The sequence below is a fragment of the Aminobacter sp. MSH1 genome (assembly GCF_003071665.1).
Lineage (GTDB): Bacteria > Pseudomonadota > Alphaproteobacteria > Rhizobiales > Rhizobiaceae > Aminobacter > Aminobacter niigataensis.
In genome coordinates, this window is the sequence record NZ_CP026265.1 from 1009533 (window position 1) to 1034158 (window position 24626).

A 24626-nucleotide genomic window follows, 5' to 3' on the forward strand; every position below is an offset into this window, starting at 1 on the left:
AGCCCCGCCGCGATTTCAATCGGGACGGGGCTTCGAGACATTGCAGCCGTAAGGCGTCGAGGGCTCAGGCCCAGGGGCGGTTCTCGGCAGCCTTCTTCTCGTAGCTGTCGATCGACGATGCCTTCTCCATGGTCAGGCCGATGTCGTCGAGGCCGTTGAGCAGGCAATGGCGGCGGAAGTCGTCGAGGTCGAACTTGACCACGCCGCCGTCGGGGCCGCGGATTTCCTTGACTTCGAGATCCACCGACACGGTGGCGTTGGCGCCGCGCGAGGCGTCGTCCATCAGCTTGTCCAGGTCTTCCTGGCTGACGGTGATCGGCAGGATGCCGTTCTTGAAGCAGTTGTTGTAGAAGATGTCGGCGAACGACGTCGAGATGACGCAGCGGATGCCGAAGTCGAGCAGCGCCCACGGCGCGTGCTCACGCGACGAGCCGCAGCCGAAATTGTCGCCGGCAACCAGGATCTGTGCCTTGCGGTAGGCCGGCTTGTTGAGGACGAAATCGGGGTTCTCCGAGCCGTCCTCATTGAAGCGCATTTCGGCGAAAAGTCCGGTGCCAAGGCCAGTGCGCTTGATCGTCTTGAGATAATCCTTGGGGATGATCATGTCGGTGTCGACGTTGACGATCGGCAGGGGGGCGGCGACGCCCGTGAGCTTGGTGAATTTTTCCATGGCTTTTGCCCGTCTGGCTGTTGCGGGGATTTTGGCTTGCCCCGCTTTACACAAGCTTGGCCGGGAATCAAAGCGTTTCGACGCCGGGGAATGCCAGGACGCCTCACCGATATGGCGACGCGTCCCCACAGGAGTTGGCTACTGCGCCGGCGTCACGCCGTAGACGCGGGCGATGTCGTCGAGCAACAGGTTGGCGGCGATCGCGCCGCCGGCCGTGTTCCACACCGCATCGTCAACCGCCACGGCCTTGCCGGCCTTCACCACCGGCAGGTTCTGCCACAGCGGCTCGGCCAGCCATTCTTCCGACTGCTTGCTCGCCTTGCCGTTGCCGGTTTCGTAGACGAAGTAGAACAGGCGGTCGCCATCGAACTCGGGAATACGTTCCTTGGTCACGTCGTCGGCGAAGCCCGGCTTGTCCTGCACCGCAGGCCGCGAGATGCCGATCTGGTCGAAGATCATGCCGGGGAAGGTGTCCTTGTAGTAGATGCGGGTCAGGCCGGGCATGAAGCGGATCAGCGACACCTTCTCGGCCTTCTTGTCGCCGAGCGCCTCGCCGAGCTTGCTCGCCTTGTCGTCGAAGGCCTTGAGCTGCACGTCGCCTTCGGCCTTCTTGCCGAGCGCATCGGCATAAAGCGCGAAGTTCACCTTCCAGTCGCCGCGCAGGCGCTCTGACATGACGGTCGGCGCAATGGCCGAGAGCTGGTCGTAGATCTTCTCCTGGCGCGTCTTGTTGCCGAGGATGAGGTCGGGCTGCAGGCCGGCGATCAGCTCGAGATTGATGGCCGATTCCTCGCCCACGACCTCGACGCCGTCCATCTTGCCGGCGATGTGCTTGTACCAGGGAGAGCCGGTCCAGGAGCGGACGGCGCCCACCGGCTTGAGGCCCAGCGCCAGCACCGCCTCGGTGCCCTCGTTGGTCAGCACCACGATGCGCTGGGGGTTCTCGGGCACGTCGGTCACGCCCATGGCGTGCTTGACCTCGTGGGCGAAGGCCGGGTTGAGGCCAAAAGCGACGAGCGCCGCACCGAGAATGGCTTTGACGAAGAGCTTCATGGCAAAAGGCTCCAAACTTGACGAGGGCGGGAAGGTTTGGCAAAGGGTCAGATCAAACCCTGACTGTCAAGTTCATATTAAGGCTGCCACGTGCCCCTCGCTTCGTCGACCACGAGCATCCGAGCGCATCCGCGTATCGGGCACCGGTCGCTCTTCGCCGGGCTTGCGCTGCTCCTGCTCGGGCTGATGTATCTCAGCCTGGCGCTCGGCTACCGGCTCTATTCGCCCGAGGAGATCTGGACGGCGCTCACCGCCTTCGACGGCAGCGAGACCGACGTGGTGATCCGTGACCTGCGGCTGCCCCGGGCGCTGATGGCGCCCATGGTCGGTGCGGCGCTCGGCATTGCCGGCGTCATCGTGCAGACGCTGTCGCGCAACCGCATCGCCTCGCCCGACACGCTTGGCCTCAACGCAGGTGCTGCCTTTGCCGTCGTCATGGCGAGCGGGCTGTTTGGCGTTGTTTCGCTGCCGGGCCTGTCGCTGGCGGCAGCAGGTGGGGCGCTGCTGACCAGCTTCGCCGTCTTCGGCCTGGCCGCCGCGGCCGGCGGCATCTCGCCGCTCAGGATCGTGCTTGTCGGCGTCACCTGCGCCGGACTGTTCGACAGCTTCGTCAACGTCGTGCTCACCGTGAACGAAACGATGCTCGACCAGTTGCTGTTCTGGCTGGCCGGCTCCTTCGCCGACCGCAAGCTTGGCCTCGCCCTCAACGGGCTGCCCTTCGTGGTCGTGGGTGCCGCGCTGGCGGTGTCGCTGGCCCGCCCGCTCGACATCCTCCAGACCGACGATTCGACGGCGCGCGGGCTTGGCGTGCCGCTCGGCATCGTCAGGGGACTGGCATTCCTTGCCGTTGCACTGCTCAGCGGTGCGGCCGTCGCCATGGCGGGGCCTGTCATGTTCGTCGGCCTTGTCGTGCCGCATGCGGCGCGCGCGCTGGTCGGGCTCGGCCACAGGCTGCAGATTGCCGCCGCGGCTATGGTCGGCGCGCTCTACACCACGCTCGCCGACATCGTCGCCCGCTTCGTCATCTATCCACGCGAGGCGCCGGTGGGCGCGGTCACGGCCATTGTCGGCGGCCTGCTGTTGCTGGTCCTGCTCAGGAGGCGCGCCGCATGAGTTCGCTCGCCCCACGCATGTCGCCGGCATTGGCCCACATCAGCCGCCGCGCCTGGATTTCCGTCGCCGTCATCGCCGCCGTCGCGGCAGCCCTGGCGCTCTGTGGCATTGGCTTCGGCTCGACCTGGATCGATCCGCGCCGGATCCTGGAAATCCTGCTCGGAGAGGGCACGCGCGGCGAACGTGTCGTCGTGCTGCAGCTGCGCGCGCCGCGTGTCGCCATCGCCATCCTCGCCGGCGGCGCCATGGCGGTGTCAGGCTATCTGCTTCAGAAGGTGACGCGCAACGAGCTGGCCTCGCCCGGCGTGCTCGGCGTCATCGGCGGCGCCGGCCTCGGCGTCGTCATCTTCCTGGCGCTGCTGTCCGATGAGAGCAATGCGCTCGTCACGTCTATCGTCTGGCAGCCGGTGGCGGCGATGGTCGGCGCCAGCGTGGCGATTGCGGCGGTCTTCCTGCTTTCCGGCCAGCAGGCCTCGTCGGCGGTGCGGCTTTTGCTGTTCGGCATCGCCGTCGGTGCCGTCGCCAAGGCGGCGACGCTGATCCTGATGATCGTCGGGCCGATCTACCGCACCACCCAGGCAAGCCGCTGGCTCGCCGGTGCGGTCAATGAGATCAACTGGGGCGAGGTCCAGGTCGTCGCCATCGGCCTCGCCATCGCCATGGTCGGCGTCTTCGCCGTGGCGCGCCGCCTGCCGCCCACCGACCTCGACGAGGTCTCGGCGCGCGGCATCGGCCTCAACCTGCCGGTCTTCCGCATCCTGGTCTTCGCGCTTGCCTCGGCGCTGACCGCACTTGCCGTCGCCTTCGCCGGCGGCGTCGGTTTCATCGGGCTGATGGCGCCGCATCTCGCCCGGCTGATCGTCGGCCGGCCGGTCATCCCGGGCATCGTCGCGAGCTTCCTTTTGGGCGCGATCATGCTCGTCGGTGCCGACCTCATCGTGCGCGTGCTGTTTGCGCCGACCGAAGTGCCGGCCGGCACGGTCACCGCAGTCATCGGCACGCCCTATTTCCTCTACCTCGTGCTGCGCAGGGGGAGCACCAATGGATAAAGCGATCACCGTCGCCGCCCTTACCGTCGCCTATGGCGCGGCGACGGCACTTTCGGCCATCGACCTCGAGATTCCCAAGGGCAAGGTGACAGTGCTCGCCGGCCCCAACGGCTGCGGCAAGTCCACGCTCTTGCGCGCCATCCGCCGGCTGCACCAGCCAAAATCGGGCGAGGTGCGGCTCGGCGACCTGCCGATATCAGGGCTCAAGGAAAAGGAACTGGCCCGTCATATCGGCCTCCTGGCGCAGAACCCGTCGGCGCCCGACGACATGAGCGTCGAGGAGCTGGTCCGGCTCGGGCGCTACCCGCACCAGTCGATGCTGCAGCCGTGGAGCGCCGCCGATGGCGAGGCCATCCAGGCGGCGATGTTCGGTACCGGGGTGTCGCACCTCGCCGACCGCCGGCTCGGCTCGCTGTCGGGCGGCCAGCTGCAGCGCGTCTGGATCGCCATGGTGCTGGCTCAGGAGACCGACATCATCTGCCTCGACGAGCCGGTCAACCATCTCGACATGGCCCACCAGATCGATTGCCTCGACCTGGTCAGGCGCCTCAACCAGGAGCATGGCCGCACGGTGGTGTTGGTGCTGCACGACCTCAACCTCGCCGCCCGCTACGCCGACCGGCTGGTCTTCCTGAAGGACGGCAGCGTCGTCGCCGAGGGCGCGCCGGCCGAGCTGATGAGCGAGGAATTGATCGAGGACGTGTTCGGCATCTCCTGTCGCGTCATCACCGACCCGGTGCACGAGCGTCCGCTGTGCATTCCGATCCGCAATTCTTCGCCACGCTTCCGGGCCGAAACGGCGGCCTGATCCGCCCATGTAAAAACGGCCGCGGATCGGATGATCCACGGCCGTAACTTTCAGCGTGAACGAGAAGACGTCAGGCGCGTGCGAGCGCCATCACGCCGGTCTCGGTGCCGGTCAGGCGGCGCGAGCGGCCGTCGGCGCCGACCACCATCTGGATGCGCCGGCGTTCCGACGAGAACAGCTTCGAGGTCGACACGTCCACCGGCGGATTGAAGGCGACGGTGACGCGCCAGAGATCCGGCTTGATCGTCTCTTCGAGGCCGATGACGCGGCCCTGCGCAGGGTTGCCGTTGAAAGTGCCGGCGACGTTTTCGCCGACGGCAAAGGGCACGGCAGCCTTGGGCTCGTCGGCCTTGGCCGACACCGGGGTCGCCACCGGACGCGCGGCAAGCGTGTTCCAGTCGCGGACGCCTTCCTGGCGGGCGACGAGTTCCAGAGCCTTGGCGTGGCTGACGGCGATGCCTTCGCTGGCCAGCGCATCGCGCAGCCTGCGGGCATTGTTCTTGTAGTCGTTGGTCTGACCTGTGGTCATGAGTTCGCTCCTTCGCGATGCGCGAACGGCGTGGTTGAAGGTCGGGAGCCCGCATTGCCGCTTCGGCCGTCGCATCGACAGGGAAACGAACTTTTCGAGGGAAGCTTCACCAGGCCTTGCGGCTGCGGGCGGCAGGGGCTTCCCGCCCTTGACCGCCCTCAGATAGGGAGTGGACGGCGCCACGTCAACGGTCGTGCCGGCGCCGACGCTCAGGCTGCCTTGTCCCAGGTTGGAGCAAGGCCTGCCGGGCTGACGATACGCCCGCCGGAAGCCGAGAGCGCGTGGATCGCCGCCATCTCCTCGGCCGAAAGCTCGAAGTCGAAGATGGCGAAGTTTTCCGGCAGCCGCTTCAGCGTCGAGGTCTTCGACAGCGCGACGACGCCATCCTGCTGCACCAGCCAGCGCAGCACCACCTGTGCCGCCGTCTTGCCGTGGCGCGCACCGATGTCCTTGAGCAGCGGATCGGAGATCACCTTGCCGTCGGCCATGGCGTAATATGCGGTCACCGACATGCCGAGCCGGCGCGCCGTCTCCAGCACCTTGGTCTGGTCGAGATAGGGGTGGTACTCGACCTGATTGGTGACGATGGGTGCGGCGCTCAGTTGGACAGCCTCGGCCATCAGCGCGGTGTTATAGTTGCTGACGCCGATGTGGCGCACCTTGCCGGCCTGCCGGACCTCGTTCAGTGCGCCGATCTGCTCGGCCAGCGGCACGGCGTCGTTCGGCCAGTGCAGCAGCAGAAGGTCGACATGGTCGGTCCGAAGCTTTTTCAGGCTGTCTTCGACCGACTTCACGAAATCGGCGTGGCGGAACTTGTCGACCCACACCTTGGTGGTCAGGAAGATGTCGCCGCGGGCGGCGCCGGATTTCTGGATGGCCTCACCGACCTCAGCCTCGTTGCCGTAGATCTGGGCGGTGTCGATGTGGCGGAAGCCGAGACTGATGGCCTCGGGTACCACTTCGAGCACTTCCTTGCCGGGCATGCGGAAGGTGCCGAAGCCGAGGGCGGGGATCGTCGCGCCATTGGCGGTCACGAATTTCATGGAATTCTCCTTGGTTGGGGAGGAACGGGAACCGAGGGAGGCTGTTCCGCTCCTTCTAGTTAGGTCCGGGATTTGCTCGATCAACCGGTCATGCCGGCTGGCACAACGGTTCCTCGCGGCGGTCGAGCACGCCGCTCCACACGGTCAGGACAAAGGCGCCGGCCACCAGCAGGGCACCGACCCAGGGCGTTGCGCCGAGGCCGAGCGGCGAGGCGACCACCAGGCCGCCGATCCAGGCGCCTAGCGCGATGCCGAGGTTGAAGGCGGCGATGTTGAGTGCCGAGGCGACGTCGACCGCGCCGGGGCGGTGTTCCTTGGCCAGTTGCACGACATAGAGCTGCAGTCCCGGCACGTTGGCGAAGGACAGGAAGCCGAGGCCAGCCAGCGTCACCATTGTCCAGGCAGGCGAGACGGCTGTGAAGGAAAACACCAGCAGTACCGCAGCTTGAAGCGCAAACAGCACGGTCAGCGCCTTGACCGGGTTGCGGTCGGCGATGCGGCCGCCGGCGATGTTGCCGGCTGCGATCGCCAGCCCGTAGAGCACCAGCAGCAGGCTGACGCTCGAGGCCGAGAAGCCGGTGACGGTCTCGAGGATCGAGGCGAGGTAGGTGAAGGCGACGAAGGTGCCGCCATAGCCGAGCGCGGTCATGGCAAAGACCAGCAGCAGCCGCCCGGAGCCGAGCACCCTGGCCTGGTCGAGCAGGCTCGACGGGGCGGCCTTCTTCAGCGTCGACGGCAGCAGCGCGGCGATGCCGGCGAAGGCGATGACGCCGAGCGCCGAGACGCCCCAGAAGGTGGCGCGCCAGCCGAAGGTCTGTCCGATGAAGGTGCCGAGCGGCACGCCGGTGACGATTGCCACCGTCAGGCCCATGAACATCATGGCAATCGCCGAGGCGCGGCGGTTTTCCGGCACCAGGTCGGCGGCGATCGTCGCGCCGACCGAGAAGAACACGCCATGGGCGAAGGCCGAGAGCACGCGCGCCACCAGCAGCAGCTCGTAGCTCGGGCTCAGCGCCGCTGCCGTGTTGCCGATGACGAACAGTGCCATCAGGCCGAGCAGCAGCGGCTTGCGCTCGATCCGGCCGGTCAGTGCGGTCAGCACCGGCGCGCCGAAGGTCACGCCGAGCGCGTAGACGCTGACGATCAGGCCGGCCAGCGGCAAGGTGATGTGAAGGTCGTTGGCCACAGTCGGCAACAGCCCGACGATGACGAATTCGGTGGTTCCGATCGCGTAGGCCGCGATGGTCAGCGCGAATATGGCCAGAGGCATGGCAAAACCATTCCCGCCCGCTGAGCGCGGGCGCAGTTGAGGCGAGCTCCGCTCGCCGGTTGATCCTTGCCGGCAATATGGGGCAAAGGCACTTGCGCAATAATCCGCTATGATGGACGAATGCTTGTGAAACAAATTCACAAGAGGCGAGCCATGGATAACCGCGCCGGCGAGATGGACGTGTTCGTGCGGGCCGCGGGCCTCGGCAGCTTTTCTGCCGCTGGGCGCCAACTCGGCCTGTCGCCCTCGGCGGTCAGCAAGCTCATCACCCGTATCGAGGATCGCCTCGGCACGCGGTTGCTAGTCCGGTCGACGCGTGCGCTGCAATTGACGCCTGAGGGCGAGGTCTATCTCGAACGCGCGCAGCGCATCCTGGGCGATATCGAGGAGGCCGAGCGGGTGGTGACGTCGGGCGGCTCGGCCGTGCCGCGCGGCCCGCTCAGGGTCAGCGCCTCCGTCGCCTTCGGCGCCAGCCACGTCGTGCCGCACATGGCCGAATTCCTGGCGCTCTATCCCGAGATCGAGCTCGACCTGTCGTTGACCGACAGTGTCATCGACCTCTACCAGGAGCGCGCCGACGTCGCGATCCGCTCGGGCAAGCTGCGCGATTCCTCGCTCATGGCGCGCAAGATCCTCGAAATCCGCCGTGTCGTCGTCGCCTCGCCCGCCTATCTCGAACGCCACGGCCTGCCGCAGGTGCCGGCCGACCTCATCGGCCACAACTGCCTGCGCTTCAACTTCCTTTCCAGCCGCGACGAATGGATTTTCCGCGACCCCGAGACGGGCGAAAATTTCGCCCAGCGCATCAATGGCAACCTGCTCGCCAACAACGGTCCGAGCTTGCGCCGGCTCTGCCTCGACGGCGTCGGGCTGATCCGCACCGGGCGTTTCCAGGTCGATGCCGACATCGATGCCGATATGCTGGTGCCGGTGCTCGAAGCCTACAATCCCGAGGACATCGAGATGATCCACGCCGTCTTTGCCGGCCATGGCCATCTCGCCGCGCGCGTCCGGGCCTTCATCGATTTCCTGGCCGAAAAGGCGCGCGGTGGATGACGCCATTGTTTCGGCCGATATGCGTACTACCTTCAACCTGTGCGGATTCTCGCACCGGAAGACTTGTCGATGCCGAGTAAAGCGAGTTCGAAACTGGCAGCCCTGGTGGCGGCGGGCGTTTTGCTTGCCGGTGCTGTGCCGGCGCTTGCCATCGACCTGCCGGGGCAGCCGGACCGCAGCCAGCTGGCGCGCGAGGGCCGTTTCAACGAGTTGCAGATCCTGCAGAGCCGCCAGAACCGCATCGAATTCCAGCGCGAGCAGCAACGCTTCCGCGAACAGGACCGCCAGATCGTGGTGCCGCAGATCCAGCGACCCGAGGTGCCGATGGTCAAGCAGAGCTGCCAGATCCGGCTGTTCGGCAATATCTATCGTCGCGTCTGCCGCTGAACGTTCATCCGCCCTCATCCTGAGCCTGTCGAAGGATGGCCTGTCAAAGAACGTGCGCCCGCGCCCGCCCTACTTCGCTGCGACCTGTTCCGCCAGGACGTCGTCCAGCCGGTCGTAGCCCGCCTCGACACCCTTGGCCATGCCGATGGCGATCGCGCCGTCGCGCGCCTCGCGCGAGCTGTAGAGCACGGTGTTGACCGAGATCGTCCGGCCATCCCTCTCCGTCAGCACCAGCGTCGAGCGCGCCTCGCCGTCGGTCCAGTCCATGTCGAACACCTCGACGCTGACGATCCTTTCGGGCCGGAAGATTTCGCGATAGGTGCCGGTCATGCCCATGTCGCGACCGTCCTCGTGGCGCCAGACGAAGCGGTACTTGCCGCCGACCTTCAAGTCGATGTCGCAGACGGCAAACGACCAGCCGTCCGGCCCCGTCATCCAGCGTTTCAGCAGCGCGGGAACGGTCCAGCAGTCGAACACCAGGTCGCGCGGCGCGTCGAAGACGCGGGTCATGGCGATCTCGCGGTCGCTCGGCGTCGTCACTTCCAGCCTGTGCTTCATCGTCGTTCCTCCTGGCCTTGCTGCGTCAGGCCTTGCCCTGGTTGGCCTGCAATTCGGCCAGCAGGGTGTCGAGCAGCTTGAAGTTGCCTTCCCAGACCTTGCGGTAGTCCTCGAGCCAGCCGGTCACTTGAGCCAGCGCCTCGCCCTCGATGCGGCACGGGCGCCGCTGGGCATCGCGGCCGCGCGAGATCAACCCGGCCCGCTCCAGCATCTTCAGGTGTTTGGAAATCGCCGGCTGGCTCATCGCAAATGGCTCGGCCAGTTCCATGACGGAGGCTTCTCCCTGCATCAGCCGTGCAAGGATCGCCCGCCGCGTTGGATCGGCGAGAGCCGTGAATGTGGCGTCGAGGCGTTCGGACGGCGTCATTTCACAACCTTTGTCTATAACAATGTGGTTATGAAGGATAGAGCCGTCTGTCAAGCCTGCGCCGCGAATGACTCATGGGCAGAAGCAGCGTGCCGGCTGAAACCGGCACGCCTCGGGGGGGTCAGGCCGCCTTGCGTGCGGTCTTGGCCCGCACATTCTGGTTCATGCGGAAGAAATTGTCGGGGTCGTACTTCTGCTTCACCTCCAGCAGCCGGGCATAGTTGCTGCCATAGGCCGCTTCGACCCGGTCGGCCTCATCCGCCGGCATGAAGTTGATATAGGCGGTGCCCACCGACTGCGGCTTCGCCGCTTCGTAGATGTCGCGGGCCCAGTCGATGCAGGCATTGTCCATGTTCGCCTCGCGCCAGCGTGCATGCACGTTCATGACGAAATGCGAGTTGCGCTGCGGGAAGGCGGTGGCATCCGTCGCCACCCGCCCGGCGGCGCCGCCGACATGGCCGATGAAGATCTCGCATTCCGGCCCGGGCAGGTTCCTGATCGCGCCGTCGAGAATGTCGATGGTCTCGTCGGCCAGTTCGATGAAGTCGTGGCTCTTCCAGTAGTTGCGCGCGCCGGGCTGGAGCAGGGGGTCGAAGGCCGCCTGCCAACCGGTGAACGGGTTCGGGCCGACCACGTCGACGATCGGCTTGCCGATGCTGCGCAGGGCAGCCGTTGCCTTCTCGCCGGCTTCGAGATCGCCACTGTAGCACATGGCCAGCACCAGCACTTCCTTGCCATGCCAGTCTGCCGGCAGGAACGGCAGCGGCGGTGCCTGCCGCGCCACGGCCCAGCAGGTCAGTTCGTCGGGCGCGTCCTCAAGCGCTGCGCGGTATTCCGCGAGCACATGCCTGGCGTCGTCGAAGGGATGCACGACCAGCCCCGCCAGCACCTGCGGCCCGAGCTTGTGCAGCTTGAACTCGAACGCCGTCACGACGCCGAAATTGCCGCCGCCGCCGCGCAGTGCCCAGAACAGGTCCGGATGCTCGGCCGTGCTCGCCCGCACCAGTTCGCCGTCGGCGGTCACCACGTCGGCCGATAGCAGGTTGTCGATGGTCAGGCCGAGCTTGCGGGTCGTCCAGCCGAAACCGCCGCCGAGCGTCAGCCCTGCGATGCCGGTGGTCGAGTTGATGCCGGTGGGTACCGCGAGGCCGAACGCCTGGGTTTCCTTGTCGAGGTCGGCCAGCGTGCAGCCGGGCTCTACCCAGACGCGCCGTGCGACACGGTCGACGCGCACCGATTTCATCTTGCTGAGGTCGATCATCAGCCCGCCGTCACAGACCGCACTGCCGGCGATGTTGTGGCCGCCGCCACGCACGGCGACGAGCAGCTTGTTGTCGCGTGCGAAATTGATCGTGGCGATGACGTCGGCAGCACCGGCGCAGCGCACGATGAGCCCGGGCCGGCGGTCGATCATGGCATTCCAGATGGTACGGGCCTCGTCATAACCGGCGTCGCCGGCATTGAGGACTTCCCCGCGCAGGCTGGCAGCAAAGGCGTCAAGCGTCGTGGCACTGACCATCGCCATGCCGCCATCCAGCGTCGTTAGGCTCAAGTCGTTCATGGTGCATTCCTCCCATGGAGTGACACCTCCTCTTCCGTCGCGGCCGTGGATTGTGCGCCTCCGGGAACGGTTCAACAAGCGACGTCGCTTAAAAGTGACGGATGCGACACGTCGCCGGGCGGATGTCGCCGCCTCGCCTTGCCGTTTCCGCCTCGCTCGCCGTAAAGTCGAGAATCACAGACTGGCTGCTTCTGCTCGCGGCGCACATTCGGAGGCCATGCAACGATGGGGGCTAGGGGCAGCGACATCGACCCAGGGGCCGCGCAAGGGCAGGTCCGCCCGCAGAGGCTCAAGACCAGGCAGCGGAAATGGCGGATTCTCGGCTGGGCGGGCGCAGCACTGGTCTCCGCAAGCCTCCTCGCCTCCGAACGCGCGCTTGCCGCCGACGACCGCATGCTGCTGCTCGACCATGACGGGCTGATGATCCGGATGCATCTTCAGGCCGGCCTGAACGTGGTGACCGAACACAATGTGTTCTGGAACTATTCAGATACATTCGCACCGTCGGCCGGGTTCAATTCCAATCCGACCTGGCTCGAAGGCTACATTTTGCCCGGCCTCAGCTTCACCCAGGACCTGGGCGGGTTGGTGGCCTATGGCAAGGTCTCGGCCGTTGCCTCGGGCACGCTCGGCATCGATGCCTACGCAACCGGAAACACTGGCCGCGTCACGCTGGAAGAGGGCTATCTCGGCTTGCGCTCGGACGAAAACAGCGATCCGTCCTTCGATCTCTCGGTCGGTCCCCGCACATTCAAGGCCGGCACCGGCATGCTGCTCGCCAATGGCGGGTCGAGCGGCTTCGACCGCGGCGCGCTCAAGCTCGGCCCGCGCAAGGCCTGGGAAATGGCTTCGATCGGCAGTTTTGGCTTCGACGATTTCACCGCCACGGCATTCTATCTCGATGCCAACGAGCTGAACGAAAGCGACACCCAGACCAGGATCGTCGGCGGCGATTTCCGCTACGATGGCGAGTCCGACACCTTTGCCGGCATGACCTTCGGCCATGTGCTGCAATCCGACTCGCCTTACCCGCAGGCCGCGCCCGGCGGCATCGGGGTGCCGACGCTGGTTGCCAATGGCCGCGACGGGCTGAACTTCGTCAATGTCTACGGCCGCGCCATGCCGTTCGGCGACAGTTTTGAGAATTTGTTCGTCGCCGGCGATTTCGCCTACCAATGGAACGACCGCATCGACATGCGGGCATGGGGCGGCCGCGTCCAGGTCGGCTACACCTTCGCCGAATACTCGTGGGCACCGACGATCGCTTATTCCTACCAGACATTCTCCGGCGACGATCCGTCGACGTCGCGTCTGGAGCGCTTCGACCCGCTTTACTACGAGGGCAGCCCGAGTTCCTGGTCGACAGGCTCGAAGTCGTCGATGGTGTTCATCAATTCCAACGTCAACGCCCACCAGCTCAGCCTGCGCGTCACGCCGACCGAGCGCGACACGCTGACCCTGCGCTACGCCTATATCAGCGCCAACGAACTGCGCAGCCCGATCCAGTTCGGCCAAGGCACGCATCTCGAGATCATCAACGGCGTGCCCAATCCGGTCGCCGGCGTCTCCGCCAAGCATCTGTCGGACGATATCTTCCTCGAATACAACCGCGTGCTGAACCCAAACACCTATCTGACAGCCGGGTTCAGCGTTTCATTCCCAGGTCCCGGAGCTGACTCGGTCGTCAATTCCGATGCGCCAGTCTGGACAGGAGCCTTCGCCAATGTCGTCGTCAATTTCTGAAGCTGGGTCGGGTGCAGCCAGGGGCGGTTTCGCGGGCGCTGCGTTGGTCGCGGCAATGCTTGCCGTGGCAACGCCGTCGATCTCTTGGGCACAGGAGGCAAAAGTGCTGTCAGCCGCAGAGTCCGATCCCGTCAAGCTCGGCTGGATGGTCGGTTCTCCGCCGCCGGCGGACAAGATCATCCGCTTCACCGATCCCGACTATTTCAGCTTTCCCAAGATGCGCTGGACGGTGTGCCATTTCCGCCAGCTGATGCCGACCGTCAATGTCAGCCGTGGGCTCGGCGCGCCGGCGCCGCTCGAACGCGAGCTGGACGAGACCATCGACGCGGTGAAGTTCACCCCGCTCGGCGGCGACGCCGAGATGACGTGGGAGCAGTCGCTGGCCGCCAACTACACCGACGGCATCGTCGTCATGCATGACGGCAAGATCGTCTACGAGCGCTATTTCGGCTGCCTCGACGATGCGGGCCAGCACGGCGCCATGTCGGTCACCAAGTCGCTCACCGGCCTGATGGGCGAGATGCTGGTGGCCGAAGGCAAGCTCGACGAAAACGCCAAGGTGGCATCAGTCGTGCCCGAACTCGCCAAGAGCGCCTTTGGCGACGCCACTGTCAGGCAGGTGCTCGAGATGACCACCGGCCTGCGCTACAGCGAGGATTATGCCGATCCCAACGCCGACGTCTGGGTCTATTCGGCTGCCGGCAGCCCGCTGCCCAAGCCGGAAGGCTACACTGGACCGCGCAGCTATTTCGAATACCTGCAGACGGTGCGCAAGGAAGGCGAGCACGGCATGGCCTTCGGCTACAAGACCATCAACACCGACGCCCTTGGCTGGATCATCGCGCGTGTCTCGGGCCAATCGGTCGCCCAGTTCATGTCGGATCGGATCTGGAGCAAGATGGGCGCCGAGCAGGACGCCTACTACACCGTCGATTCCACCGGAACGCCCTTCGCTGGCGGCGGCTTCAACGCCGGCCTGCGGGACATGGCGCGGCTGGGCCAGATCCTGCTCGACGACGGCGCCTTCAACGGCCAGCAACTGGTACCGGCAGCGGCGATCGCCCGCATCCGTGCCGGCGGCGACAAGGCGGCGTTCGAAAAGGCCGGTTATCAGCTGCTCAAGGGCTGGAGCTATCGCGGCATGTGGTGGATCACCAACAACGATCACGGCGCCTACATGGCGCGCGGAGTGCATGGCCAGGCGCTCTACATCGACCCCAAGGCGCGCGTCGTCATCGCCCGGTTCTCGTCGCACCCCACCGCCGGCAATGCTGCCAACGACCCGACCTCGTTGCCGGCCTACGAAGCGGTGGCCAAGCATTTGATGAAGTGAATAGCCGGGCAGGCATTTTACCAGAACGGATGCTCTGCCGAGTCGTGGATCGCACGCCTTGAATTTAGAGGATTTTGTGCGCGACTGCCGAAGATCCCAGTCTTCTCCGAATTCGTTATGGCTAATATTTTTGAAAACTAGCCGCAAGCAAATATTGACAATTTAGACGGCTGGCTCGACCATTCCTTTGGGAGTGGTGGGGATTTTTCATGGAAAGCTCAGGCAATACTGTGGCCATTGTTATGGCGATTGTCATCTTGGCGCTTCCGTTTCTATTCCTCTTTGCGGCCTATAAGTGGTGGCGTAGCGGCAGAAATTTGAAACTAGCTCAGTCAACCCTTGTTGAGACGCAGGCCGTTCTTGAGGACCGAAATAGACGTTTCGAGGTTGCTCTAGATGCAGCCAAAAAGCTGATTGAAGCCAATAAGGTGCTCGAAACGAGAGTAACCTATCTAGAAGCGCGTCTTGCTGGTGTGCTGGATTTGGACGTAGAAACGCAAAAACTCCAAGCCGAGATTGCCGCGCGCAATGAGGAGATTGACGCGCTTAGGTCGGCCTATCAGGGCAAGAAGCAGATTTATGACAGGCTGATTGCTGAGGTTGCCATATTCGATGACCGATTGGCCTTTGCTGAGATGGGTGTATACGAACCTCATTTCGATTTTACAGATAGTGAAAAATACAAGGAAGCAGTCGCCAGGATCAGAGAGCAGCAGAAGCGCATGATCTCGAACGACGGCGCTGTGGTCTGCACGACAAACTGGACTGTCGACGGAAGCTTGTCGAAAGGTCAGACAATGACCAAGCGCAACATCAAGCTAACGCTCCGTGCTTTCAATAATGAGTGTGACGCTGCGATAGCCAATACGCGCTGGAACAATGTCAATGCGATGGAAAAGCGGATCATTCGTGCTCAAGAGCAGATCGACAGACTCAACGCCTCCAATTCCATCATCGTAACCCCGCAGTTCGTCCATCTTAAGCTTCAAGAGTTATATCTTTGCCATGAGCACCGAGAGAGGCTAAAGGCCGAGCGGGAGGAGCGGGCGGAGGCCGCGCGTGCTGCACGCGAAGAGCAGCGGTTGCTCCGAGATATGGAGGTAGCTCAAGAAGAGGAGGATCGCTACGCGCGCCTCTTGGTAAAAGCCAAAGCCGAAGCCGCACGCGTGGTTGGACCGCAACTCGACGCCTTCAGCGAGCAAATCCGGGTGCTGGAGCACGATCTGGCCGAAGCCCATGCAAAAGTCGAGCGCGCCCAAGCGCTGGCAGAGCGCACGCGTTCAGGCTACGTCTACATCATATCTAACATAGGCTCCTTTGGCGAAAATGTGGTGAAGATTGGTCTGACAAGACGGCTCGATCCCATGGACAGAGTGCGCGAACTTGGCGATGCGAGCGTGCCATTCACTTTCGACACGCACGCGATCATATACAGCGATGATGCCCCAGCGCTTGAACGAGCGCTGCATGGAGAGTTTGAGCCTACACGGGTCAACACGCAGAACTATCGAAAAGAGTTCTTTCGCGCATCCCTTGAAGATGTTGAAATCGCGGTCAGGCGGGTCGCTCCAAATGCCCCGTTCTTCAAGGACATCGAAGCCCAAGAGTACCACGAGACGCTTTCTCGTAGACGCATCAAGTTGGAACAGCCAACCCACCCGGAAGAGCTGTTCCCCGCCACGTTGTAGGAAGATACTCGCGGACTGGTTTCGGTCCGACTAAGCCAGCAGCGCCACGTCCAGCTGCGCCAGCCGATCCGGATCGGCGATGGCGTCGATGCCAACGATCCTGTCGCCGTCGAGCTTGAGGGCCAGCACGACGCGCAGCTTGCCCATCGGCGCGATCAGCAGGCCGATCGAGCCGTCGACCAGTGCCGGGCGGGCGACCTGGGCGCGGCCCTTGAAGTTCTGCGCCACCGCCTGCGCCCCGCGCAGCTCGGCGGCCGAGCCCAGCCGGGCCGCTGCCGCGTCGGCGCGGAACACCACGTCGGGGTCGAGCACGGCCAGCAGGCCGGCGAAGTCGCCGCCGCGCGATGCCGCAAGGAACGCGGCCACCACCTCTCGCTGCCGCGTCCGGTCGGGTGCGCCGGCCTCGTCGCTGCCCTGCACGCGCCGCCGGGCGCGGCTGGCCAGCTGCCGCGCGGCAACCGGCGTGCGCTCGACTATGGGCGCAATGTCGTCGAAAGACAGGTCGAACATGTCATGCAGCACGAACGCGATGCGCTCGGCCGGTGCCAGCCGCTCCAGCACCACCAGCAGCGCCAGCCCGACGGCGTCGGCCATCGCCAGTCCGCGCTCGGGGTCGATGCCGGCGGTATCGTCGGCGACCTCGTCCGGCCCTTCGACGTCCAGCGGGTCCTCGCGCCGCGATTTGCGCTGGCGCAGCATGTCCAGGCATACGCGGGCCACGACAGTGGTCAGCCAGCCGCCGAGATTGTCGATGTCGCCGGCGCCGGTCCGCGCCAGCCTCAGCCAGGTCTCCTGCACGGCGTCCTCGGCCTCGCTGGCCGAACCCAGCATGCGGTAGGCCACGGTGCGCAAATGCCCGCGATTGGCGGCAAATCGCTCGCTCAGAAAATTTTCGTCGTTCATCTGTCACGTCTCCTCTTCGGCATGCGTCATGGCGATGACGAACGAAACCTGGCCGATGTGACAGAGACCCGTCACGTGGCCGGCGGCGTCACCATCGACCGCACCCGACCGCGAAAGGAAGCGAAAAATGCAAGCCCGCATGAACAACCCAGCCCTCGTCCTGCCCGAAGCCCTGAAGGCGCTGCAGGCGCTCAACAAGGCGACCGAAATCGACAGCCTGCCCGAGGTGACGCGCATGCTGATCCACCTGCGCGCCAGCCAGATCAACGGCTGCAGCGTCTGCGTCCACATGCACTCGCTCGAACTGAGGAAGGCCGGCCAGAAGGACGAGCGCATCTTCGCCGTCGCCGCCTGGCGCGACACGCCGTGGTTCAGCGAGGCCGAGCGCGCCGCGCTGGCACTTACCGAGGCCGTTACCCGCGTCAGCGACAAGGCCGACCCGGTGCCCGACGACGTCTGGACCGATGCCGCGCGCCACTATGACGAAAAGACGCTATCGGCGCTGATCCTCTCGATCGGCCTGATCAATGTCTGGAACCGGCTCAACGCCGCCGTCCGCCAGGTCGCCGGTGCCGCCTGGAACTGAGCTTCGCCGCGCTCTCCCCTCATCCTGAGCCTGTCGAAGGATGGGGGGCCTCGCCGCCCCCTACACCACCGCGCGGCGATAGAGATGCCACGTCGCGTGGCCGAGCACCGGCAGCACCACCAGCAGGCCGAGGAAGAACGGCACGCAGGCGGCCAGCACCGCAAGCGTCACCACCAGGCCCCAGCCCAGCATGACGACGGGGCTCGCCAGTACCGTGCGCACCGAGGTGATCATGGCGGTGACGAAATCGACCTCGCGGTCGAGCAGCATCGGGATCGAGATCACAGTGATGGAAAACAGCACCAGCGCGAGTGCTGCGCCGACGACATGGCCGATGCCGAGGAAGATCCAGCCCTCGCTGGTGGTCGTCACCACGTCGACGAAGCGGTCGAGCGTGGCGAACGACATGCGGCCGAGGATCAGCGCGATCAGCAGACGGATTTGGTACATCCAGATCCAGAACACGAACAGCATGACGAAGGCCATCCACGACACCTCGCGGCGGCGCTGGGCCCAGATCACCCTGAGCACCTCGCCGAGGGCCGGCGCCTGCCCGGCCTCCAGCCGGCGGCTGACCTCGTAGAGGCCGACGGCGGCGAACGGCCCGACCAGCGGGAAGCCAATGGCGAAGGGATAGATCAGCCAGGGTTCGTGCAGCACCAGCAGCGACACCGTGATCGCCATGCCGATGACCATGAACACGGCGCCGATCATCAGCCCGACCGCCGGGCGGCGGGCAAAGTCGGCCGCCCCTTCCGCCAAGCTCTGCCTGATGTCGGCGACCGTCAGCGCCCGCACCTCCGGCAGCGCCCCCGGGCGTTTGCCCTGCGGCTGCGCCGTTCCCTTCACGTCTGCCATAGCTTCCTCCCTCGCTGGCGCCGTCTGCCTACCCCTATACGTCACGGTGCGCAGGACATTGATCAGGATCAAGGGAAGTTGCCGTAGTGGCAAGGCAAACGCCGGACAAGAAAAAAGCGGGCAATGCCCGCTTCCCTCTGGCTCCTGAGACCTGTCATGCTGCCGGTACATCCGTGGTCGGCATGCCGTCAATCAGGGCAAATGCAGCGGCTCGCGGCAAAACCCGGTCATCGTATCCCGATGCGCGTTTCGCTCCCGGCAAGCTCGCCGATGAAGCCTATGTGGGGTGCCGGGTTCGCGATTGCAAGGCCGTCGTGCCGCCCTTTTTCGGGCCAGCCTTGCTATTGTCGTATTGAGCACTATATTGGACCAATCGATCTTGCTGTAGAACTTTGTTCCGCGCGCCTGGCGCCTCTACGATCTTCCCCCTCAAAATCGATCGGAAAACATCGCCCTGCATTCTGCTCGGCGAATACTTCACTATGTCGATTGAAAGGTTTCGTCATGGCTACTGGTACCGTTAAATTCTTCAATGCCACCAAAGGTTTCGGCTTCATTGCGCCCGACACCGGCGAGCAGGACGTGTTCGTCCACATCTCGGCCGTCGAGCGTGCCGGCATGCGCACCATCGTCGAGGGTCAGAAGCTGAACTTCGACGTCGTGCGCGACAACCGCAGCGGCAAGAACGCAGCCGAGAATCTTCAGGCTGCCTAACGCATTGCTTCCGGCCGCTGACCACGGATGAACTGGCATCGGCCGTCGAGGCAATCAGGAGAAGGTCGGGAGTTCCCGGCCTTTTTCGTTTCAGGAGAAACCGCATGGCGAGTTCCATCACCAAGGACAATTTGTTTGTCCCCTCGCAGAACAAGGCCGAAGCAAAGGGCGACATGACCACCCGGGTGGCGCATTCGATCCTCCATGCCGAGGTCATCGCACGCGAGGCCAAGACCGCGCGGCTTCGGGCGGCACGGCTTGCCATCGAGGCAACCCAGGAGCCAGCCCCGGCCAAGCCGGCGCGCCGCAAGAAGCCGGCGGCGTAGCCACCCGCTTCACCCGGGACCATCTTCCGGGCGGGACAGGTGATCATCCGGCGGACAACGAGTCCTGCCGGCGCAGCGCCTTTCGCCTGCATTGTTGACGGAAACCACCCGCCGGCCTAGCGTGGCGGTGCTGCTGTAGGGCGCGTCGGCTGACCAGCCGGAGGGGTATTGCCCGCCTATTCGGGACTTGCGCGCGAGCCGACCCATCCTCCACCAAGAACCTGGCGGACAAAACGTACCTTTTGCGGGCCCTCCATGCGCCCTCCAGGGAAGCGAGTCGACAGTGCAAAGCTGTCCATCGGAGGCTCGCCCGTGCGGAAGTAGACGAGCTGCGAATACTGATCGAAATCGCAGACATATTGTTGGCCTGGCTTCTCTGCCCGGCAGCCAGACTTGACAATTTTTTTCAGTCTGGCTTCCAATTCTCCCAACTGACATCTGGGCAGGTCGGTCACATCATGCTGCCCCGGAGCGCATCGCATTGCTGCTAACGGTGCATTGAAGCGTTCTACGAGGGTGAACATATACGCCGCCATGTCACTGGCACTCGGTTCGGAGCGATCCCCTTCACTTGCGATGCTCTCGACCACAACCTCAGCCAATGCGGCCAGTTTCCGCCCTTCCGCCGCGATCGCGGCAAGCGGATATGACGAACTTGCCTGACCAAGGACATTGTAAATTACGTTCTCGGTCGCTGTGCGGGGGTCAGATTGTTGTCGCGCTACCGCCAACGCTTCGCGAAATGCAATTGCTATGGCCGGATTCAATTCAAGTTCTGCAATCCGTTTCAACATGGGAGACAGCAGGTTTTCTTGGTCTAGAGTTCCAAACGCCTGTTCGAGAGAATGTCGATAGTCTTCCATCGGAGCAATTGCCGCGCGGGCCTCTGCCAGACCTTCCAAGGTGGTGGGCAGGTTTGCTGCCAAAGCCGCAATCTCCGTCAACTTGGGCCGGAGTACTTCAGCTACCTGTTTTTGGCAGGCTTTGTAGACCCGAAGCTTGGTCTTGTCGGGCCATTCTGACGTCTGCGCCTGTCGGAAAATAAAGAGAGCCCTTCCTATGCCCTGAGGAAAGTCCTTCGGGCCAGATGCAAGTTCTTGCAGGAGAGCATCGGCTCGGACATTGGCCCGCGCTTCCCTAACCTCCGCCAGCAGCGTCTCCCTGGTCGCTTGATCGACTTTACTGAATCCAACTTCGCGTTCGAGTTGGTTCCACCAGCGCGGCTTGTCCACACGCTTCCTGACGTATTCTTGGACTCGATCGCGGACAGCCTTTATCCACTGGGGACCTTTTCGGTCGAACATTTCTGCTAGAGGGGGCGGCGGTGGTTCTTCGAGCGGTGGCTGCAAAAAAGCTGTAAAGGATCCGCCTTTGCAATCGAGGAGCGTCCCCTGAATCATGGGACGGCTACCGAAACGAGCGACCTGTCCCTGCAGGCCGACGGCTCGGAAGCCGGTGGGTTGCATGATCCATGGTCCGGGATCTAACTGAAACGCGCCTGTCGACGTGGTCGTGCCGACGACATGGTATTTTGCCTTGTGCCACCCGGACCGGAACTCGAAAACGCCCTTCAGCTTCCCGTTCTTGGCCTCGGTGATGGATAGCGTCAACGGCAGGTTCTTATCTGGACCGCAGGTAAGGCCCCCAGTCCAGCGACCCAGCAGTTCTTCGTTCGCCAGGACCGCACTACTCGAACAGACCAAGAGTAATAAAACGCTGAGCCACCGGTTCATTGGACCCCCCAACTACCAAGCGACACGTTACGCTGACACGACTTCGGCGAACAGATAGCCTTTTTGACCTATTGCGGGATGCCTTCTGACGTTGTGCTACATTAATCTTGATGGATTCCGGCACGGGGGGCGAGCCCATTGCGGTGCAAGATATCCGCGGGGGCAATGCGGGTCCTTTACCCAAGGGGCGAGGGCGAATGGAGCGCCCGCATCCTTCGACAGGCTCAGGATGAGGGCGAAAAGACTCGGGATGAAGGCAGTTGCCGAAAACCCTAGATCACGTTCAGCTCGCGGAACGGCCGGCCCTCGGCGATGCGCTGGTAGCCGAAGGCCGAGCAGTCGATCGAGCGGTAGCCGCCATGGACGATGAGCTCGGCCAGCGCCTTGCCGACTGCGGGTGCCTGCTGCAGGCCGTGGCCGGAAAAGCCGTTGGCGAAGATGAAGTTTGCGACCTCCGGGTGCGGGCCGATGACGGCGTTCTGGTCGAGCGCGTTGTAGTCGTAGTGCCCGACCCAGGCCTGCGTCGCCTTGATCGCCTCGAAGGCCGGCACGCGCGTCGCCAGCACAGGCCAGATCACGTCTTCGAACAGGCCCCAGTCGGGGTTGAAGTCTTGCGGGTCGGCGGCCAGCTCGCCGTCCTCGCTCTCGGCCCCGCCGGTGATGTAGACCGAACCCTCGGGGCGGACATAGACGCCGCTGGGGTCGACCATCAGCGGCATGTCGGCGAACCTGTCGCGCGCCTCGAAAACGAAGACGTTGCGCTTGCGCGGCTCGACCGGCAGGGCGATGCCGGCCAGGGCCGAGACCTTGCCGGCGTTGGGGCCGGCGGCATTGACGACGGTGCCGGCTTCCAGCCGTTCGCCATTGGCAAACGTGACGGCTGTGACGCGGTTGCGCTCACGCTCGATGCCGGTCACCTCGGCGGTGATCAGGTCGATGTCTTTGGTCTTCAGCGCCTTGCGGAACAGGCCGAGCATGGCGTGCGCGTCGAACCAGCCCTCGCCGGTGCGGCCATAGGCGCCGGCGGAAATGCCCTCGGTCGAGATCCAGGCAAAACGCCTGGCGAGCTGCTCGGCGTCCTCGAGCACGATGTCGGCGCCCTCGGCCATCTGCGCCTGGTGGTTGGCCTCGAGGATCGGCAGGCCATTCTCGCCGGCGAGGATCAGGTAGCCGCCCTCGCGGAAGCCGATGTCGGCGTCGGCGCCGAACTCGTCCTTCAGCCGCCGGAACAGGCCGAGCGTGAACTGCGACAGGCGGATGTTCTCGGGGATCGAGAATTGCTGGCGGATCGAGGCGCAGGACAGCGTGGTTGCCGAATGGGCGAATTGCGGGTCGCGCTCGATCAGCGCGATCGAGCCGGTAAAACCCTCGTCGCGCAGATAATAGGCGACCGAGCTGCCGACGATCGCGCCGCCGATGATGACCACGTCGTAGCGTGCCATGAAGTGTTCCCGTCCTGTTATGATGGAGGACAAAAGCAGTTACCGCATTGCCCGGCAAGCCCTTGCAAGGGCCAGCATTGCCGGGCAAGAAGACCAGATGTCACATTCTGTCTCCCGCCCGCGCCGTTCGGCGCTTTTCGTGCCCGCCACCAACGAGAAGGCCATCGCCAAGCTGCCGCAGCTTGCCTGCGATACCGTGATCTTCGACCTGGAGGATGCCGTGCTGCCCGAGCAAAAGGCCGCGGCGCGCGACAGGCTGGCCAAATTCTTCGCCGAAAGGCCGGCCAGCGCGCGCGAATATGTCGTGCGCATCAATTCGCTGAAAAGTGCGTGGGGTGCTGACGATCTTGCCGCGGCGAGCGGCTGGGCCACCGACGGCGTGGTGCTGCCCAAGATCGAGACGCCGCGCGACCTGCTGGAAGCCAATGACGTGCTCGACGAGGCCGACGCGCCCGACACGCTGAAACTCTGGGCGATGATCGAGACGCCGCGGGCACTGGTCAACCTGGCGGCCATCGCCGAGCTCGGCCGCGATCCTTCGGCCCGGCTGTCGTGCCTGATCGCCGGGCTCAACGACCTCGCCAAGGATACGGGCGTGATGATCACGCCCGACCGCCGCTATCTCCAGCCGTGGCTGTTGCAGATGGTGCTTTACGCCCGCGCCGGCGGCGTCGACATGCTCGACAGCGTCTCCAACGATTTCCGCGACCTGGACGCCTTTGCCGATGAGTGCGGCGAGGCCGCGGCCATGGGCTTTTCCGGCAAGACCGTCATCCACCCGGCACAGATCGGCCCGGCCAATGCGGCATTCTCGCCGTCGGCCGCAGCACTTGCCGAAGCGCGCGCCATCGTCGGCGCCTTCGCGCTTCCCGAAAATGCCTCGCGCGGTGTAATCTCGCTCGGTGGCAGGATGGTCGAGCGGCTGCATCTGGTGCAGGCCGAGAAGATGCTGGCGAGGGCTGCGATGATCGCCGAGATGACGGGAGACGAAAAATGAAACTCTACCGCTTCCTGACCGGTCCCGACGACGCCACCTTCTGCCACAAGGTCACCGCTGCGGTGAACAAGGGCTGGCACCTGTTCGGCTCGCCGACCTATTCCTTCGACGCCGACAGCAAGACCATGCGCTGCGGCCAGGCCGTGGTGAAGGACGTCGAAGGCGTCGAATACGACCCCGGTATCAAGCTCAGCGATTTCTGATTTTTCGGCGCTGGTTCGCCGCCTATTCGGCGGCTTCCTCCAGCCGTTCCATGTCGTCGTCCGACAGGCCGAAATGGTGGCCGATCTCGTGGATCAGCACGTGGGTGACGATGTCGCCCAGCGTCTCCTCGTTTTCGGCCCAGTAGTCGAGGATGGCGCGGCGGTAGAGCGTGACGCGGTTGGGGCCTTCGCCGGTCTGCGGGTTCCAGCGCTCGGCGATGCCGCGCCCCTCGAAAAGCCCGAGCAGGTCGAACGGCGTTTCCAGCGACAGGTCGTCCATGATCTCGTCGGTGGGGAATTCCGCCAGCTGGATGACGACCTCGCCGGTCAGCTGGCGAAATTCCTCCGGCAGGTGGGCATAGGATTCGAGCGCCAGGAGCTCCATCTCCTCGATCGAGGGCGAAAGCTGGTCGTGCCAGGCGCGGGTCTTGTAGATGCGGGCCATTATTCTTCCTTTTGAGGGCATATAGCCTTTCACCGCTTCGCTTACGAGGCCTTTGCCGCCCGGGCGATAAATAAGCGGTGAGCGGGTTGCCTCCGGGAGAGGAATAAATTCCCCATGAATCGGCTTGACTCTGATCAGAGCCTCTGGAATCTATAAGAACATAACAGGAACAATTGACCGGAGGCAGATCG

27 protein-coding genes are annotated in these 24626 nt (G+C 64.3%); 13 read left to right on the plus strand and 14 right to left on the minus strand.

Translation table 11 applies throughout. From position 1 onward, the window contains the following. Window positions 1–64: 64 nt before the first annotated feature. The gene (leuD, locus tag CO731_RS04935) at window positions 65–670 is read right to left on the minus strand and encodes a 3-isopropylmalate dehydratase small subunit (protein WP_108606205.1); all 606 of its coding nucleotides are present in this window, start codon (window positions 668–670) and stop codon (window positions 65–67) included. Window positions 671–808: 138 nt separating this feature from the next. Then, the gene (locus tag CO731_RS04940) at window positions 809–1723 is read right to left on the minus strand and encodes an iron-siderophore ABC transporter substrate-binding protein (RefSeq protein WP_108606206.1); all 915 of its coding nucleotides are present in this window, start codon (window positions 1721–1723) and stop codon (window positions 809–811) included. Between the two features lie 90 nt (window positions 1724–1813). On the opposite strand from CO731_RS04940, the gene CO731_RS04945 reads away from it, so the two are divergent. The 3 genes from CO731_RS04945 to CO731_RS04955 are packed head-to-tail and all read left to right on the plus strand — an operon-like array spanning window position 1814 to window position 4693. Then, window positions 1814–2836 carry an iron ABC transporter permease gene (locus tag CO731_RS04945; protein ID WP_245439627.1) on the plus strand — a complete coding sequence of 341 codons (1023 nt, stop codon included), beginning with the start codon at window positions 1814–1816 and terminating at the stop codon, window positions 2834–2836. Beyond that, on the plus strand, window positions 2833–3885 hold the full coding sequence (locus CO731_RS04950; RefSeq protein ID WP_245439629.1) for an iron ABC transporter permease: 1053 nt from the start codon (window positions 2833–2835) through the stop codon (window positions 3883–3885). Before CO731_RS04945 ends, CO731_RS04950 begins: the two co-directional genes overlap by 4 nt. Continuing rightward, window positions 3878–4693: an ABC transporter ATP-binding protein gene (locus CO731_RS04955; protein WP_108606208.1), complete on the plus strand. Its 816-nt coding sequence runs from the start codon at window positions 3878–3880 to the stop codon at window positions 4691–4693. The genes CO731_RS04950 and CO731_RS04955 overlap by 8 nt, the downstream gene beginning before the upstream one ends. Window positions 4694–4763: 70 nt before the next feature. Here CO731_RS04955 and CO731_RS04960 read toward each other — a convergent pair whose 3' ends face one another. The 3 genes from CO731_RS04960 to CO731_RS04970 form a co-directional block, all read right to left on the minus strand. Further along, a complete protein-coding gene (locus CO731_RS04960) occupies window positions 4764–5222 on the minus strand; it encodes a glyoxalase superfamily protein (RefSeq protein WP_108606209.1) in 459 nt (152 codons plus the stop codon). Between the two features lie 209 nt (window positions 5223–5431). Then, window positions 5432–6265, minus strand: a complete 834-nt coding sequence (locus CO731_RS04965; RefSeq protein WP_108606210.1) for an aldo/keto reductase — start codon at window positions 6263–6265, stop codon at window positions 5432–5434. An 88-nt stretch (window positions 6266–6353) separates the two neighbouring features. Then, complete coding sequence (locus CO731_RS04970; RefSeq protein WP_108606211.1) at window positions 6354–7535, minus strand: MFS transporter; 1182 nt, start codon at window positions 7533–7535, stop codon at window positions 6354–6356. Between the two features lie 153 nt (window positions 7536–7688). On the opposite strand from CO731_RS04970, the gene CO731_RS04975 reads away from it, so the two are divergent. After that, a complete protein-coding gene (locus CO731_RS04975) occupies window positions 7689–8591 on the plus strand; it encodes a LysR family transcriptional regulator (RefSeq protein ID WP_108606212.1) in 903 nt (300 codons plus the stop codon). Between the two features lie 69 nt (window positions 8592–8660). After that, window positions 8661–8978 (plus strand): hypothetical protein, encoded by a 318-nt coding sequence (locus CO731_RS04980; RefSeq protein WP_245439631.1) that lies wholly within the window; start codon window positions 8661–8663, stop codon window positions 8976–8978. A 69-nt stretch (window positions 8979–9047) separates the two neighbouring features. Here the strand turns inward: CO731_RS04980 and CO731_RS04985 are convergent, their stop codons facing one another. From CO731_RS04985 to CO731_RS04995, 3 genes are all read right to left on the minus strand, one after another. After that, entirely contained in the window at window positions 9048–9536 is a 489-nt protein-coding gene (locus tag CO731_RS04985) for an SRPBCC family protein (protein ID WP_108606213.1), read from the minus strand. A gap of 25 nt (window positions 9537–9561) precedes the next feature. Then, entirely contained in the window at window positions 9562–9903 is a 342-nt protein-coding gene (locus CO731_RS04990; protein WP_108606214.1) for a metalloregulator ArsR/SmtB family transcription factor, read from the minus strand. Between the two features lie 121 nt (window positions 9904–10024). Then, complete coding sequence (locus CO731_RS04995; RefSeq protein ID WP_108606215.1) at window positions 10025–11464, minus strand: FAD-binding oxidoreductase; 1440 nt, start codon at window positions 11462–11464, stop codon at window positions 10025–10027. Window positions 11465–11689: 225 nt separating this feature from the next. On the opposite strand from CO731_RS04995, the gene CO731_RS05000 reads away from it, so the two are divergent. From CO731_RS05000 to CO731_RS05010, 3 genes are all read left to right on the plus strand, one after another. Then, window positions 11690–13207 (plus strand): alginate export family protein, encoded by a 1518-nt coding sequence (locus tag CO731_RS05000; protein ID WP_245439633.1) that lies wholly within the window; start codon window positions 11690–11692, stop codon window positions 13205–13207. 55 nt (window positions 13208–13262) lie between these two features. Beyond that, window positions 13263–14540 (plus strand): serine hydrolase, encoded by a 1278-nt coding sequence (locus CO731_RS05005; RefSeq protein WP_199914608.1) that lies wholly within the window; start codon window positions 13263–13265, stop codon window positions 14538–14540. Between the two features lie 209 nt (window positions 14541–14749). Further along, a complete protein-coding gene (locus tag CO731_RS05010) occupies window positions 14750–16228 on the plus strand; it encodes a DUF4041 domain-containing protein (RefSeq protein WP_245439635.1) in 1479 nt (492 codons plus the stop codon). A 30-nt stretch (window positions 16229–16258) separates the two neighbouring features. Here CO731_RS05010 and CO731_RS05015 read toward each other — a convergent pair whose 3' ends face one another. Together CO731_RS05015 and CO731_RS28595 are read right to left on the minus strand one after the other, a co-directional pair. Next, window positions 16259–17131 (minus strand): sigma-70 family RNA polymerase sigma factor, encoded by an 873-nt coding sequence (locus tag CO731_RS05015; protein ID WP_108606217.1) that lies wholly within the window; start codon window positions 17129–17131, stop codon window positions 16259–16261. A gap of 3 nt (window positions 17132–17134) precedes the next feature. After that, window positions 17135–17272, minus strand: coding sequence for a hypothetical protein (locus CO731_RS28595; protein WP_159091564.1), 138 nt, complete (start codon window positions 17270–17272; stop codon window positions 17135–17137). Between CO731_RS28595 and CO731_RS05020 the strand changes: the two genes are divergently transcribed. Continuing rightward, on the plus strand, window positions 17259–17717 hold the full coding sequence (locus tag CO731_RS05020) for a carboxymuconolactone decarboxylase family protein (RefSeq protein WP_108606218.1): 459 nt from the start codon (window positions 17259–17261) through the stop codon (window positions 17715–17717). The genes CO731_RS28595 and CO731_RS05020 overlap by 14 nt on opposite strands. A 60-nt stretch (window positions 17718–17777) precedes the next feature. On the opposite strand, the gene CO731_RS05025 is transcribed toward CO731_RS05020, so the two are convergent. After that, window positions 17778–18575 (minus strand): DUF2189 domain-containing protein, encoded by a 798-nt coding sequence (locus CO731_RS05025; RefSeq protein ID WP_108606219.1) that lies wholly within the window; start codon window positions 18573–18575, stop codon window positions 17778–17780. Between the two features lie 504 nt (window positions 18576–19079). Here CO731_RS05025 and CO731_RS05030 point away from each other — a divergent pair. Next, entirely contained in the window at window positions 19080–19289 is a 210-nt protein-coding gene (locus tag CO731_RS05030) for a cold-shock protein (protein ID WP_108609632.1), read from the plus strand. Window positions 19290–19393: 104 nt separating this feature from the next. Next, window positions 19394–19615: a hypothetical protein gene (locus tag CO731_RS05035; RefSeq protein WP_108606220.1), complete on the plus strand. Its 222-nt coding sequence runs from the start codon at window positions 19394–19396 to the stop codon at window positions 19613–19615. Window positions 19616–19791: 176 nt separating this feature from the next. On the opposite strand, the gene CO731_RS05040 is transcribed toward CO731_RS05035, so the two are convergent. Beyond that, window positions 19792–21348 carry a hypothetical protein gene (locus tag CO731_RS05040; RefSeq protein ID WP_108606221.1) on the minus strand — a complete coding sequence of 519 codons (1557 nt, stop codon included), beginning with the start codon at window positions 21346–21348 and terminating at the stop codon, window positions 19792–19794. 272 nt (window positions 21349–21620) lie between these two features. Next, window positions 21621–22790: an FAD-binding oxidoreductase gene (locus CO731_RS05045; protein ID WP_108606222.1), complete on the minus strand. Its 1170-nt coding sequence runs from the start codon at window positions 22788–22790 to the stop codon at window positions 21621–21623. Window positions 22791–22887: 97 nt separating this feature from the next. Here CO731_RS05045 and CO731_RS05050 point away from each other — a divergent pair, with 97 nt between their 5' ends. Together CO731_RS05050 and CO731_RS05055 are read left to right on the plus strand one after the other, a co-directional pair. Continuing rightward, on the plus strand, window positions 22888–23787 hold the full coding sequence (locus CO731_RS05050; RefSeq protein ID WP_108609633.1) for a CoA ester lyase: 900 nt from the start codon (window positions 22888–22890) through the stop codon (window positions 23785–23787). Next, the gene (locus CO731_RS05055; RefSeq protein WP_108606223.1) at window positions 23784–23990 is read left to right on the plus strand and encodes a DUF1737 domain-containing protein; all 207 of its coding nucleotides are present in this window, start codon (window positions 23784–23786) and stop codon (window positions 23988–23990) included. Before CO731_RS05050 ends, CO731_RS05055 begins: the two co-directional genes overlap by 4 nt. Before the next feature lie 22 nt (window positions 23991–24012). On the opposite strand, the gene CO731_RS05060 is transcribed toward CO731_RS05055, so the two are convergent. Continuing rightward, window positions 24013–24435, minus strand: a complete 423-nt coding sequence (locus tag CO731_RS05060; protein ID WP_108606224.1) for a metallopeptidase family protein — start codon at window positions 24433–24435, stop codon at window positions 24013–24015. Between the last annotated feature and the right edge of the window lie 191 nt (window positions 24436–24626).